Source organism: Bradyrhizobium retamae (assembly GCF_001440415.1).
GTDB lineage: Bacteria > Pseudomonadota > Alphaproteobacteria > Rhizobiales > Xanthobacteraceae > Bradyrhizobium > Bradyrhizobium retamae.
Genome location: NZ_LLYA01000177.1, coordinates 1 through 13,687, shown reverse-complemented (window position 1 = coordinate 13,687; position 13,687 = coordinate 1). Strand labels below are relative to the sequence as shown.

Sequence of the window (13,687 nt, the reverse complement as noted above, 5' to 3'; positions counted from 1 at the left end):
CCGCTTCGCCACCTGATCAAGATGGTGCGCGACAGCGAAGCCGCAAGGCTCGCACTTTCGATCTCCATCGCCGTAATTTTGTCGCGATCGATGATCCTGGCGTGCGCCTCTCACACCGGCGGTGTGCCGTGGGTGTGAAACGACTCGATCGTCCTAAGCCCCCAGGCCTGGCCTTTCTTTCGCTCTTCCTCGGTCCAGACGATCGGTTTCCAGTCGGGCGCGAGGATCAAGCGGGCGCCGGCGTTGGCGACCTCGACGCGGTTGCCGCCGGGCTCCCAGACATAGAGGAAGAAGGTCTGCTGGATCGCATGCTTGTGCGGCCCGGTCTCAATGTGGACGCCGTTTTCGAGAAAGATATCGGCGGCGCGCAGGATTTCCTCGCGGCTGTCGAGCGCGTACGTGACGTGATGGAAGCGGCCGGCCTTGCCGTAGTGATCGCGGGTATAGGCGAAGTCGTAGCTTTTGTTCGACATCGTCATCCACATCGCGGCTTCCGTACCGTCGTTCAGCACAATCTGCTCGGTGGTGCGCAAGCCCAGATAGTTTTCGAAAAAGAGCCGGTTCGCCTTGATGTCGACGGCCAGGCAATTGAGATGATCGAGCCGGCGGACATTGACGCCACGCGCCGGGAAGCGCTGCGCCTGGTTCTTCAACGCCGGCTGGAGTTCGGGCGGCGCCTGATACCATTCGGTTTCGTAGTAGAGCTCGACGATATGACCATCAGGGTCGCGACAGCGGAATGTCGGCCCCTGCCCCATATCGCCATCGATCCAGCCGATGTCGAATCCCGACCCTTTCAGCGCGGCGACGCGACGCTCCAGCGCCTGCGGGCTACGCGCGCGCAACGCCATGTGCTCCATGCCTGATGTTTTCGAGGCCGTCAGTTTCAGCGAATAGCGCTCGTAGTCGTCCCAGCCCCGCAGGTAGACCGACTCGCCCTCCTGGCCGCTGATCGTCATGCCCATGACGTCGACGAAGAATTTCAGGCTCTCGTCCGGCTTCGGCGTCAGCAGCTCCATGTGGCCGAGATGGGCGAGATCGAAGATCGGCTCGGGGGTCATTGTGTCGCTCCTGGTCGCAAGTTTTTCGGATCGTCATACCCGCGAAGGCGGGTATCCAGTACGCTGCGGCTTCTCGGCTCAATCACTACTGTCCCTGGAATACTGGGTCACCCGCCTTCGCGGGTGACGACACCTGTAAAGATAACCAAATTGCCCGCGTTACATCGTCGAACAGTTCTTCCACCGCATACGCGCGCGGAATGAGTTTTTGCTGCGCGGAATAATCGATGATCAGTTGCAGCGAACGCTGCATTTCGTCCCGGCTGAAACACGGCGCTGCTGGCGAAGCGGTCGCGGACTCGGCAAGCAGCCGATGCACCTCCCGCACAGCGTCCGGGTGTTCCTCTGACAATCTCCGGCTCACCACCACCATATGGTTGATCGGCACCACCCTGTGCTTCCCAAACCAAGCCTTCTCTTCAGCAGCAACATCGGCAAACAGCGGCTTCAAATCCGGATGATTCGATTTCTCGCCGAGCACGGCATCGAGTTCGCCGTCGATCAGCATCTGGATAATCTGCTTGCCCGCAGGCGCCCGCCTGGTCGTATCGACGAATTCGGCGACATGAGCCTCCTCGAACGTCACCCACTCGATCGAATCGAGATCGACACTATAGTCATTGGAGAGAATGCCGCGCAGCCATGCGCCGGTCGTGGTGGTGAAGGAACGAATACCGACGCGTTTGCCCTTGAGGTCGCGTGGCGTAAGCTTGCCCGCCTTTGCATTGTAAAGCGCATGCCCATGCTGAAATCGCGCCAGCACGACATCGGGCAGCAGCACCATCGGCTTGCCGAAAGATCTAGCCATTAGATAAGTGACGATCGCCATCTCCGAGACATCGAACGCCCCCTCGCGGACCATCGGCTTGAAACCTTTGTTGGTCGGCGAGTACGGCGCGAAATCGAACTCGACCAGGTCCGACCTGATCGATCCGTTTTTGATGGCGGTCGTGCCGGGATGGTCGCCGAGCAAGGTGCGCAGGCGCATCGCCACTTCAGTCCTCCTCCAACTCGTCGACATAGATGAGACCGGCCTTCGCCAGCGGCTCGCGCATGTTGTACATATCAAGCCCGAGCACGCCCGCGGCGAGTTGCTTGCGCTTGCCGTCTTCGTCGGCGACGCGCTTCTCGCCCTTGACGACGACATCGGCGGCGTCCTTGCGTCCGATCACCACGACGCCATCGTCATCGGCAACGACCACATCGCCCGGCACCACATTGATCCCGGCGCAAACGACGGGAACGTTGACGGCGCCGAGCGTCGCCTTCACCGTCCCCTTGGCCGAGATCGCCTTCGACCACACCGGAAAACCCATTTCGCGAAGCGATTTGGCGTCGCGAACGCCGGCATCGATAACGAGGCCTCTTACGCCGCGCGCCATCAATGAGGTCGCCAGCAGATCACCGAACATGCCGTCGGTATTGTCGGTCGTGCAGCCGACCACCAGAATATCGCCGGGCTGGCACTGCTCCACCGCAACATGGATCATCCAGTTGTCGCCGGGCTGCGCCAGCACGGTTACGGCGGTGCCTGATGTCTCGGCGCCGCTCCAGACTGGGCGCAGATAGGGCTTCATCAGGCCGAAGCGGCCATAGGCCTCATGCGCAGTGGCGACGCCGAGTGCGCCGAGCCGTTTCACGATATCAGGTTCGGTGCGCTTGATGTTGCGGACGACAACCGTCTTCATGCCAGCTCCTCCATCGCCATCGGAAACAGCCGCTGATAGGCCTCGCCATAAGTCATCGGCTTGCCGGTGTTGCGGCCACCCTGCACGCCCCGCTGCAGCGCGACCCGCTCGTAATAGGCCCACAGGTGCTTCTGGGTGGCGAAAATTTCGAACGTCTTGCGCTTAATATCCCAGACTTCGTCGATGTTGAGGATCACCTGCGGCTTGAAGTTGCACATCTCCGGCTGATGCGGCTCGAACAGGAACACTGGCGGCGCCGAATAGGTGTATCTGGCGCCGGGCTTGTGACCCATCGCCTGCGCGACTACGCGGGTTTCCTGCGCGAAGTGCGCCGCGGTCGGATGATCGAAATTATAGGGATCCTCCAGCGCATGGGTCAGCACGAAGGACGGATTGAGCTCGCGGTAGATATCGACCATGCGGTCGAAATGAGCCTCCGTCAGGCGCAGCGGATAATCTCCCGTGTCGAAGAACTCGATTTCTGCGCCCAGCATCTCCGCCGCGCGCTCCGCCTCGTCGCGCCTTCCGGCCTTCACCTTCTCCGTCGTCGCGCCGGGCTCTTTCCAGGCGAACTGGCTTTCACCGCGCTCGCCGAACGAGAGGCAGGCGATCTTGATGCGATAGCCTTTCTTGGCGTGCAGCGCGATCGCGCCGCCCGCGCGCCAGACGAAATCGCCGGGATGCGCCGTAACCACAAGGCCCGTTTTTCCAGCATTGCTCATGATCGGGATTTCCTCCTTCGATTGTTGCACGTTGCCGGCCGCACCGACAACATGACTACTGTTTGGCAATTCCGGCCCGCTCGATCACGTCAGCCCATTTGTCGATATCGGCCTTCAGCCGGTCGCGGATTTCCTCGGGCGAGCTGGCCTTGGCCTCGATGCCGAGATCGAGCGCGCGCCTCTTCAAGTCGGGCATCTCGAGCACCTCGCGCAGCGCGACGTTGAGCGTCCTGATCAGCTCCGGCGGCGTGCCCTTCGGCGCAAAGATCGCGTTCCAGGACCGCGCCTCGAAATCCCCGCCGCCGGCTTCCTTCACCGTTGGCACGTCGGGCAGGAACGTGGTGCGCACGGGCCCTGAAGACGACGCGGCAATCGCCGCCTTGTCGGCAATATGCGATCGCACAGCGCTGTAATTTTCGATCGCCATCTGGATATCGCCGCGCAACAGCGCGATCAGCACCTCGGGCGAACTGCGGAACGGCACGATCGTAACATCGACGCCGGCCGTCGATTTGAACAATTGCGCGGCGAGGTTCTGGGTCGATCCGACATTGATGGTGCCGACATTGAGCATGCCGGGTTTTTGCTTCGCTGCCTTGATGAAGTCAGCCAGCGTCGGATACGGCGAGCCAGCCTGGGTGACGAAGATGAAGTCGAAATAGCCCATGCTCGAAACCGGCACGAAATCGGTCACCGGATTGAACGTCAGGTTTTTGAACAGCGATACGGAAATCGCGGTGCCGTTGCTGAACAGCGCCAGCGTATGGCCGTCCGCAGGCGCAGACAGCACAGCGCGCGCCGCGTTGATACCCCCGGCGCCCGGCATGTTCTCGATGACGAAGCGCTGGCCGAGCTTTTCGCCGAGTTTCTCGGTAACGAGCCGCGCCGTGACGTCGGCGACGCCGCCCGCGCCGAACGGCAGGATCAGCCGCACCGGTCGGTTCGGATAACTTTGCGCGCGGGCGAATTGCGGCAGCAACAGCGCTGCCGCCAGCGCCGTCATGCCGGCGAACAACGCGGGGCGCCGGCTCAAGCTATACTGCTTTCGTTTGCTCGCCATCGCACGCGCTCCTTCAAAACTCGAACAGCAGCGCCGGATTATCGACCAGAATCTTCTGCTGCAGTTCCGGTTCCGGTGCAAACAGCGGAATCAGATCGACCAGATCGCCATCGTTGGGCATCACCTTCACATTGGGATGCGGCCAGTCGGTTCCCCAGATCACGCGGTCCGGCGCCGTCTCGATGATGCGGCGCGCGAACGGCACCGCGTCGTGGAACGGCGGTCCGCCGGAGGACACCCGCTCGCAACCGCACACCTTCACCCAGCATTTCTCGTCACGCTTCATCAGGTCGATCAGCGTCCGGAACGGAAGCTGGTCGAGACCGTCGGATGCCTTGACGCGCCCCATGTGATCGATGGTGTAACGCACCGGCAATTTTGCCAGCATCTCGGCATATTCAGGCAAGTCGATCGCGTCGAAATGCAGGTCGATGTGCCAGCCGAGCGGCGCGACCATCGCGACGATACGATGGAACGCCGCCATGTCGGGCACTCCGCCGAGATGACGAACGAAGTTGAAGCGACAGCCGCGGAAACCTCCCTCGTGCAGCTCGCGAAGGCCGCGCTCGGTGATGGTATCGTCGATATTGGCGACAGCGCGAAAGGTCCCGCTGCTGACGGCAATGGCATCGAGCGCCACGCGATTGTCTGTGCCGTGCACGCTGGCATTGACGATGACGGCGCGGCCGATTCCGAGCTTCCTGTGCAGCGCTCGGAAATCCTCGAGCGGCGCGTCCGGCGGCGTATAGGGCCGTCCTGGCGCGTAAGGGTATTTGTCGCCGGGACCGAAGATGTGCGTGTGCGCGTCACACGCCAGCGCCGGAAGCTTGAACTTCGGCGTTCGCGTGTTGGGATCGGGTCCGGGAATTGTGGGCTTGTTCATGGTGCCTTCTGCAGTGCTCGGTTCGGGCAGCTACCTAGTCGGGTGGATTTTCTTTCCGCTTTCGAGCGATACCCACCGCGTGCGGTTGTATTGGCTTGGTCCGGCGTAACGCGCCGTCGACGTGATTGATGTCGGATGCCTGCAATGAGGCGACCGTCGCCGAGACGATTTGCTCGATCGCTTCCGCCATGTCGGCGCCGTCGGCTTCGCCGCGGGACAGCCGCGTCACCCGCTCCGGATTGACGAGGGTGTAGTAGAGCGCGCCGAGCAGGAACTGCGACCGCCACACGATCGTCGTGCGCGGCAGATGCGGCAGGCTTTCCGCGATGGCATCGATGAATGCGTTGGTGGTGTCGTCGAAGATCTCCGCGATGATGCGCCCAACCACCGCGTTTCCTTCGGCCGACATCACCGCGCGCAGCCGCGTGAATCGCGCCCCGCCGCCGGCAAGGTCGCTGCTCGATGAAAACGCCGGCTGCACATAGGCCCGCACGATCGCTTCCAGCCGGTCCTGAACGTCGCGCACGCGCCTTGCCGCCACCAGCAACTCGATGCGGCGCTTGTTCATTGGACCGCAATGGCGCTTGTAGATTTCGAGCAGCAGCCCGTCCTTGCTCTTGAAGTGATAGGTGATGCTGCCGGGATTGGCGCCCGCTTCCAGCGCAATGTCGCGGATCGACACGGCATTGAAACCACGCGTCGAGAACAACAGCTCGGCCGCGCTCAGAATGGCTTCCCGCATGTTGGGGTTTCGCGTCATGGCATTTGCTTTCCGCTTCGGACTTTTGTCCGTTTGTACAAATAATAAGGTCTAGTCAACAAAAATCCTATTCCAGAGGAAGACGCCCCCGCATGCCCGTTTTCAGTAAGATCCTGCGCACCGTATTCGCAGCCGCCACGCTTTCGCTGGCGGCCACACACGCCTGCTCGGAGCAGTTCCCGACCCGGCCCGTGCGCATTCTGGTGCCCTACGCCGCCGGCGGCGCCGTCGACGTGCTGGCGCGCACGCTCGGGCAATCGCTGTCGAAGACCTGGGGGCAGCAGCCCGTCATCGAAAATCGTCCGGGCGCCGGCGGAATCATCGCCTCGCAAGCACTCACGCAATCGGCGCCGGACGGCTACACGCTGATCCTGGTCGCCAGCGGCCATCCCCTGAACCAGTTCTTCTATCCAAAATTGCCCTACGACACCTTCAAGGACTTCACCGCCATCAGCGAGATCGCCTATTCGCCGCTGGCAATCGTGGTGTCCAAGAGCAGTCCGGTGAAGAACTTGCAGGAGTTGCTAGCGACAGCGCGCGCAAAGCCTGAGTCGTTGTCTTACGGCATGTCCGGCAACGGCACCTCGGCGCATCTGGCCGGTGAGCTCTTCAACTATATGGCCAAGGTGAAGATCCAGGCGATCCCCTACAAGGGCGGTGCCCCTGCCCTTACAGCCGTGATCGCGGGCGAGATTCCCATGAGCGTCAACCCGCTGCCCGAGGTGGTCGGCCAGCTCGAAGGCAATGCGGTGCGCGCCCTTGCGGTGGCGACGGCCCAGCGCTCGAAGGCATTGCCCGACGTTCCCACGGTCGCGGAAGCCGGCCTGTCCGGCTATGACGCCTCGGTTTGGTGGGGTTTTCTCGGCCCCGCCGGCATGGCGCCCGACCTGGTCGCCAAGATCCACGCCGACCTTGCCGCCGCCCTGAAGGATCCGGTGGTTCTGACCGCGCTGGAAAAGATGGGCGCCACGCCGGTCGGCAATTCGCCCAAGGATTTCGACGCTTTCATGCGTGCCGAAGCCGCGAAGTGGGAGCCGGTGCTGAGGGAGGCGAATATCAAGGCGCAATGAGACGCCCGCGCCGGCCGGCGCGGTCAGATCATCGTGCATTCGCCGGTGCATGCACGTGCCAGAGATCGGCGCGCCAGTGCAGCACGATCGCCAGCATCAGCGCGAGACCGGCCGCCGCGTAGACGGTGCCGGTCGCCGCAAATCCGATCTCGTCGATCAGGCTGCCGGCGGCCAACAGACCGATCGGAAGGCCGTAGATCACCATCATGCGCACGCCCATCACCCGGCCGCGGAAATTCTCGCTCGCGGTCCGCATCAGGATGACGGCGATCGAGATCATGGCGAGGCTTTGCGAAAAGCCCGCCACCACCAGGCACACGATCGCGGTCGGCATGGTCTGCATCTGCGCAAACACGAGCAAGGTCACGTACCAGACGACGGTCGCGCCGATCATCAGCCGCGCCACCCGGATATCGCGGATCAGGCTCAACACGATCGAACCGGCCAGCGAGCCGATCGCAAAACTTGCCGACAGATAGCCAAGCCCGGTCTGGTTGGTGCCGTAGATCGCCTTGGCGATATAGGGCAGCAGGCCGTTGGAGAGCGGATAGGCCGTGAGGTTGGCCAGAAATGCCACCCAGAGCGCGGCCTGCATCCGCGGCGTGGTCCAGACATAGGCAACCCCCTCCTTGAGATCGCGCAGCGGCGAGCGCTGCAACGCCTCGCTGGATGCCTCGCCCGCGAGTTGCGGCTTTGCCGGCGCCACGATGCACAGCGTCAGCGCGGTTGCGGTGAGATAGAGGCAGACGATCGCCACATAGGCCGGACCCATGCCGAGCGAGGCAAACAAGCCGGCGCCGCTCAGCGCGCCGGCGATGCGCGCGGTATCCATCGTGGTGCGCGAGATGCTGATTGCCCCAATCAACTGGCCATGCGGCATGATGGTCGCAACCAACGCGCCGCGCACGCCAAGATCCGATGGGCGAACGATACCCATCACGGCCGCGATGACAAAAACAAATATCGGCGAGAGGTGGCCGGACAGCGCCAGCGTCATCAGCACGGCGGCCAGCATCGCGTAGGTCGCGCGCATCACGCCTAACAGATCGCGGTGACCGATGCGGTCGCCGACGACGCCGAACATCGGCGCTACCAGCGTACCGACATAGCCGAGCGAGGCGAACAGGGTAAGCAGCAGGACCGATCCGGTCTCGACCAGCACGTACCAGCCGAGAATGAGCGTCTCCATCTCGAACGCCCACGAGGTGAGCAGATCAGCCGGCCATTGAAAACGGTAGTTCCTGACGCGGAATGGTGCGAGCGCGGAAGATCGCGCAGGCTCGCTCAAGATGCGTTGTCGCGTTTCATCGCGGTCCACCCTGCCCTGTTTCTTGTTATGAAGAACTGGATAGCAAGCCGGGCCTCTCGTTTCAAGCAGCCGCGTTTCAAGCAGACGACGTCTTAGGCAGCCGACATGGCCCTGGCGCGGTGCGAGAGCAACAGCCGCCTCACCTCGGCGGCCGGTATCGCGGGGCTGAACAAATAGCCCTGCATCTCGGTGCAGCCGAGGATGTACAGCAAGTTCCTCTGCTGTTCGGTTTCGACACCCTCCGCCGTTGTCGTCATGTCGCTGGCGGCTGCGATATTCACGACGGCCTGGACGATGGACGAGGATGCGCCGGGGCCGGCGATATCCCTGATGAACGAGCGATCGATCTTGATCTTATCGAACGGGAAACGCAGGAGGTAGCTGAGCGAGGAGTAGCCGGTGCCGAAATCGTCCAGCGCGATTCGGACACCCAGCTTGCGCAACTGATGCAGCATGTCGAGCGCCGCCTCGTCATCGCGAATGAGGACGGCCTCGGTGATTTCGAGCTCCAGCCTGCTCGCGGGAAGGCCGCAGGCGGCCAGCGCCGCGGCCACGTTCAGCGCCAGCGATTGGCTCCTGAACTGCATCGGCGAAACGTTGACAGCGACGCGGACATGGTCCGGCCAGGTGACGGCCTCGGCGCAGGCGGCATTGAGCACCCACAGCCCGAGCTGATCGATCAGGCCGCTATCCTCCGCGATCGGAATGAATTCCGCCGGCGAGATCATGCCGCGTTCGGGGTGCCGCCACCGCAACAGCGCCTCGCAGGATGAGATCTTGCCGTCCTCGATATTGACCACCGGCTGGTAATAGGCCTCGAGGCTGCCGTCGCTGATCGCTTGGCGCAGTTCGAGCTCCAGGCTTCGCCGCGTTTTGGCGCGCTGATCCATGCCGGCCTCGAAGAAGCGGTAGGTTCGCCGTCCGTCGCCCTTGGCGCCGTAGAGCGCTAGATCCGCATTCCTCAACAATTGGTCGAGGTCCACCCCGTCGCTGGGAGCAAGCGCTATTCCGATGCTGGCATCGGTGGTGATCAGGTGCCCCATACATTCAAAGGGCTGCCTGATCGCCGAATGGATTTCAGCAACGAGCCGAGTGGTTTCCGAGCGATCCTTGATGGGCGTTTGAATGACGGCAAACTCATCGCCGCCGAGCCGGGCCGCCACGTCGGTTTCCCTCAAGCAACCGCGCAGGCGATCGGCGACGCCTTTGAGCAGTTCATCGCCGATCGGATGGCCGAGCGCGTCGTTGACGCTCTTGAACTCGTCGATATCGATATAGAGCACCGCCAATTGCTCGCCCGGCCGCATCGCCGTGAGCGAATGTTCCAGCCGCTCGCGGAGCAGGATCCGGTTCGGCAGGTCTGTCAGGCCGTCGTAGTGCGCCAGATGCGCGATCTTCTCTTCCGCGCGCTTGCGCTCGGTGATGTCTTCGATCGTAGCCACCCACCCGCCGCCCTTCAGCGGCCGGTTGATGATCTCGATCGCCCGGCCGCCCGGCGCTTCCGTAAGTTGGCGCGTGGCCTTGCCGAGCGATACTTTCTGAATGATCGCGTTGCAGAATGCATCGACGTCGCCGTCGAAGGATCCGGTTTCCTTCCGGTGGGCGATCAGCCGCTGCATGGTGCAGCCGGGCTTCGCGACGTCGGGCGACAATCCGAACATGTCGAGATAGGGCTGGTTGCAAATGATGATCCGCGCAGATGCATCATACAGAACAAGACCTTGCGGGATGTTGTTCACGGCGATCGAGAGCTGGCGCCGCTCGGCCACCAGCCGCCGATCAGTCAATCGGTCGCGCCGCAGCAGGTGTCCGGCGACTGCTGCCAGAGCGGCGACGAGCGCCAGCAGGACGCGTTCGCGAATGCTCCATGTCGAGACAGCAAATTGCGCGAGTACGGCCGCCGCGAGCACAACAGCGCAGACAGCAAGCAGCGTAAATAGCCCGGCCTTATCGGCGGGACCGCCAGGCAATTTCTGGTCGCTTTCGATGCTCACACGAGATGCTTCTCCGCGCGAAATCGCCAATCTGCGGGCGGTTGGCGATCGGTCATGCAGACGCAAGCCGGAATCCAGTTTTCCTGACCAGCGATATTGGTACGAAGAACAAATGGAAGGCGGGTTACAACTTGCGGTTAGCAATCGGTTACGTCGATACACGGGCCGGCTCCAATCACCATCGCCACCAACAGGCTATCGAGAAGTGACCTGGGCTGGTCCTCTCCTTCGAAATGGTAAACGAGAGATTAATTCGCAGCATAGCGCGCGCGACCCGGCAAATGCGAGAAAGCCCTGATTTTCCAAGCCTAACTCGCAATCGGAGCATGGGATCGGACTCCGCTGCAAATACGGATCCTGACCGAGATGCCGCTGATTTAGCTGATACGGAACCACGCCGGTTTAACCGTTTCGCTAGTCGGACCCGCCCATAATGCAGGCCAGACCCCAATTCATGAGATCCAGGTTCAACACCGTGACATCCTTCGGACGTGTGATTTCCGTGCGCGGCTCCCTCGCCCGGGTTGGACTTCTGGCGACAGGCCAGATGCCCCTTTCCGAAGTGCGCGCCACCGTCGGCCGCTTCATCAGTATTCGCTGTGCGACATCCACCACGATCATCGCCATGATTACCGAGGTGTCGTGCGAGAATCAGCCAAGCTCTGATGAATACATGGCGACCGCATCGGTCGACCTGCTCGGCGAAATTTTCGGCGGCGACCGCCCGAAATTCCAACGCGGCGTCACCAATTATCCGACGATCGGCGACGCCGTCGACCTCGTCACTGCCCAGGACCTTCGCACCGTCTATGCACCGAGCGGGTCGGACCAGATCAATGTCGGCACCCTGCAGCAGGACCGGTCGGTGATCGCCTATGTCGACGTCGAGGAAATGCTCTCCAAGCACTTCGCGGTTCTCGGCTCCACCGGCGTCGGTAAATCGACCAGCGTGTCGCTGCTGCTCAACGAGATTCTGAAGGCGCGGCCGAACCTGCGGGTTTTCCTGCTCGACGTGCACAACGAGTATGGCCGCTGTTTCGGCGATCGCGCGGTCGTAATGAACCCGCGCAATTTGAAACTGCCGTTCTGGCTGTTCAATTTCGAAGAGATCGTCGACGTGCTGTTCGGCGGCCGCCCGGGCGTGCCGGAAGAGCTCGACGTCCTGGCCGAAGTCATTCCGATGGCGAAGGGCATCTATACCCAGTACCAAAACTCCGACCGGCTCGGGCTCAAGCGCATGGAGCCCAAGTCGGTCGGCTACACCGTCGATACGCCGGTGCCGTATCGCCTTGTCGACCTGATCTCGCTGATCGACGAGCGGATGGGCAAGCTGGAGAACCGCTCCTCGCGCATCATCTATCACAAGCTGATCTCGCGCATCGAGACTGTGCGCAACGATCCGCGCTACGCCTTCATGTTCGACAACGCCAATGTCGGCGGCGACACCATGGCGGAAGTCATCAGCCATCTGTTCCGGCTGCCTGCCAACGGTCGGCCGATGACCATCATGCAGCTCGCCGGCTTCCCCGCCGAAGTCGTGGATTCCGTGGTGTCGGTGCTGTGCCGCATGGCGTTCGATTTCGGCCTGTGGAGCGATGGCGTGTCGCCGCTGCTGTTCGTCTGCGAAGAGGCGCACCGTTACGCCTCGGCCGACCGCAACATCGGCTTCGGGCCGACGCGCAAGGCGGTGTCGCGCATCGCCAAGGAGGGGCGCAAATACGGCGTCTATCTCGGCCTCGTCACCCAACGTCCGGCCGAACTCGACGCCACCATCATTTCCCAGTGCAACACGCTGTTTGCGATGCGCCTTGCCAACGACCGCGACCAGGCGCTCTTGCGCTCGGCGGTCTCGGACGCCGCCGCCAACCTGTTGTCGTTCGTGCCCTCGCTCGGCACCCGCGAAGTCCTGGCCTTCGGCGAAGGCGTGGCGCTGCCGACGCGGCTGCGCTTCAAGGAGGTTCCGGTGCATCAATTGCCGCGCAGCGAAGCCACGATCGCCACCGTGCCGTCGGTTTCCGCCGGCCACGACATGCATTTCGTCTCGGCCGTGCTGGATCGCTGGCGCGGCGCCACCTCGCACCGCGACGTGCCGAACGACCCTTCGATCAGCGACCGCCCCGCCGCCCGCGTCATGACGCCGGTCGAAGTGCCGATGCTGCAGCCCTCGATGGGGCTCGATCCCGACCGGTTCTCGCTGCTGAAAAAGCCACTGCGCTGAGGCATAACAGTTTCGCGCAATGGCTGCGCGCGGGGCGATGTCCACTTCCCCCGAAAACGCTATATGGTTCCGGCAACGCCGCATCCCGCGGCCATCAGCCGGAACCCTTTCATGTCCAAGCCTGTCGCCAACCGATTTCAGCCGCCCGCCATCGACAAGCTGCCGGAGGATATCCGCACGCGAATTCTCGCGGTGCAGGAGAAGTCCGGCTTCGTGCCGAACGTCTTCTTGACTCTGGCCTACCGTCCCGAGGAATTTCGCGCCTTCTTTGCTTATCACGACGCGTTGATGGAGAAGGACAGCGGGCTGACCAAGGCCGAGCGCGAGATGATCGTGGTGGCGACCTCGGCCGCCAACCAGTGCCATTACTGCGTGATCGCCCACGGTGCGATCCTGCGCATCCGGGCAAAAAACCCCGTGATCGCCGACCAGATCGCGGTCAACTACCGCAAGGCCGACATCACGCCGCGGCAGCGCGCGATGCTCGACTTCGCCATGAAGGTAAGCCGGGCGGCCAATGAAGTCTCCGAGGCCGATTTTGCCGAGATCGCCAGCCACGGCTTTTCCGAGGACGACATCTGGGACATCGCGACCATTTCGGCCTTCTTCGCACTGTCGAACCGGCTGGCCAACGTCACCGCGATGCGCCCGAACGACGAGTTCTATATGATGGGGCGGCTGCCGAAACAGCATTGAGCCCCGCGTCGTTACGGTTCCATCAAACGTTGCGGAGATGGATAGCTGTTCTGCGGTTGGCAAGATTTCATGTTGGAAGCGCTGCCGCCGTGCTAAAAGGGCAGCGGGATTTTTCGTCGGACGAACGCAGTGAAAACCCAGCGGCCCATCATCACGAACGACGAGCACGTCGTGCTCAAGTTCCGGCCGCGTACCTCGGCCCACCCGCCGGGCGGGCGGGCCGAGG

The 13,687-nt window shown here is 62.6% G+C and carries 12 protein-coding genes; 3 read left to right on the top strand and 9 right to left on the bottom strand.

The genetic code is table 11. From position 1 onward, the window contains the following. Window positions 1-110: 110 nt before the first annotated feature. The 7 genes from CQ13_RS28425 to CQ13_RS28395 all read right to left on the bottom strand — a co-directional run bounded on the left by CQ13_RS28425 (window position 111) and on the right by CQ13_RS28395 (window position 6,174). Window positions 111-1,061, bottom strand: coding sequence for a catechol 2,3-dioxygenase (locus CQ13_RS28425; RefSeq protein ID WP_057846133.1), 951 nt, complete (start codon window positions 1,059-1,061; stop codon window positions 111-113). Window positions 1,062-1,146: 85 nt separating this feature from the next. After that, on the bottom strand, window positions 1,147-2,049 hold the full coding sequence (locus tag CQ13_RS28420; protein ID WP_245309388.1) for a substrate-binding domain-containing protein: 903 nt from the start codon (window positions 2,047-2,049) through the stop codon (window positions 1,147-1,149). Between the two features lie 7 nt (window positions 2,050-2,056). Next, window positions 2,057-2,749, bottom strand: a complete 693-nt coding sequence (locus tag CQ13_RS28415; protein ID WP_057846132.1) for a 4-carboxy-4-hydroxy-2-oxoadipate aldolase/oxaloacetate decarboxylase — start codon at window positions 2,747-2,749, stop codon at window positions 2,057-2,059. Then, window positions 2,746-3,471, bottom strand: a complete 726-nt coding sequence (locus CQ13_RS28410; protein WP_057846131.1) for a PIG-L deacetylase family protein — start codon at window positions 3,469-3,471, stop codon at window positions 2,746-2,748. The genes CQ13_RS28415 and CQ13_RS28410 overlap by 4 nt, the downstream gene beginning before the upstream one ends. 55 nt (window positions 3,472-3,526) lie before the next feature. Further along, window positions 3,527-4,531, bottom strand: coding sequence for a Bug family tripartite tricarboxylate transporter substrate binding protein (locus tag CQ13_RS28405; protein ID WP_057846130.1), 1,005 nt, complete (start codon window positions 4,529-4,531; stop codon window positions 3,527-3,529). A 13-nt stretch (window positions 4,532-4,544) separates the two neighbouring features. Then, window positions 4,545-5,414 carry an amidohydrolase family protein gene (locus CQ13_RS28400; RefSeq protein WP_057846129.1) on the bottom strand — a complete coding sequence of 290 codons (870 nt, stop codon included), beginning with the start codon at window positions 5,412-5,414 and terminating at the stop codon, window positions 4,545-4,547. A gap of 34 nt (window positions 5,415-5,448) precedes the next feature. Then, entirely contained in the window at window positions 5,449-6,174 is a 726-nt protein-coding gene (locus tag CQ13_RS28395; RefSeq protein WP_057846128.1) for a TetR/AcrR family transcriptional regulator, read from the bottom strand. A 92-nt stretch (window positions 6,175-6,266) separates the two neighbouring features. On the opposite strand from CQ13_RS28395, the gene CQ13_RS28390 reads away from it, so the two are divergent. After that, a complete protein-coding gene (locus CQ13_RS28390) occupies window positions 6,267-7,244 on the top strand; it encodes a tripartite tricarboxylate transporter substrate binding protein (protein ID WP_057846127.1) in 978 nt (325 codons plus the stop codon). A 28-nt stretch (window positions 7,245-7,272) separates the two neighbouring features. Here CQ13_RS28390 and CQ13_RS28385 read toward each other — a convergent pair whose 3' ends face one another. Both CQ13_RS28385 and CQ13_RS28380 read right to left on the bottom strand, forming a co-directional pair. Then, window positions 7,273-8,532, bottom strand: coding sequence for an MFS transporter (locus CQ13_RS28385; RefSeq protein WP_057846158.1), 1,260 nt, complete (start codon window positions 8,530-8,532; stop codon window positions 7,273-7,275). 113 nt (window positions 8,533-8,645) lie between these two features. Further along, a complete protein-coding gene (locus CQ13_RS28380) occupies window positions 8,646-10,547 on the bottom strand; it encodes an EAL domain-containing protein (protein ID WP_057846126.1) in 1,902 nt (633 codons plus the stop codon). Window positions 10,548-11,001: 454 nt separating this feature from the next. On the opposite strand from CQ13_RS28380, the gene CQ13_RS28370 reads away from it, so the two are divergent. Together CQ13_RS28370 and CQ13_RS28365 are read left to right on the top strand one after the other, a co-directional pair. Next, on the top strand, window positions 11,002-12,765 hold the full coding sequence (locus tag CQ13_RS28370; RefSeq protein WP_156433966.1) for an ATP-binding protein: 1,764 nt from the start codon (window positions 11,002-11,004) through the stop codon (window positions 12,763-12,765). Between the two features lie 111 nt (window positions 12,766-12,876). After that, window positions 12,877-13,461 (top strand): peroxidase-related enzyme, encoded by a 585-nt coding sequence (locus CQ13_RS28365; protein ID WP_057846156.1) that lies wholly within the window; start codon window positions 12,877-12,879, stop codon window positions 13,459-13,461. Window positions 13,462-13,687: the final 226 nt, after the last annotated feature.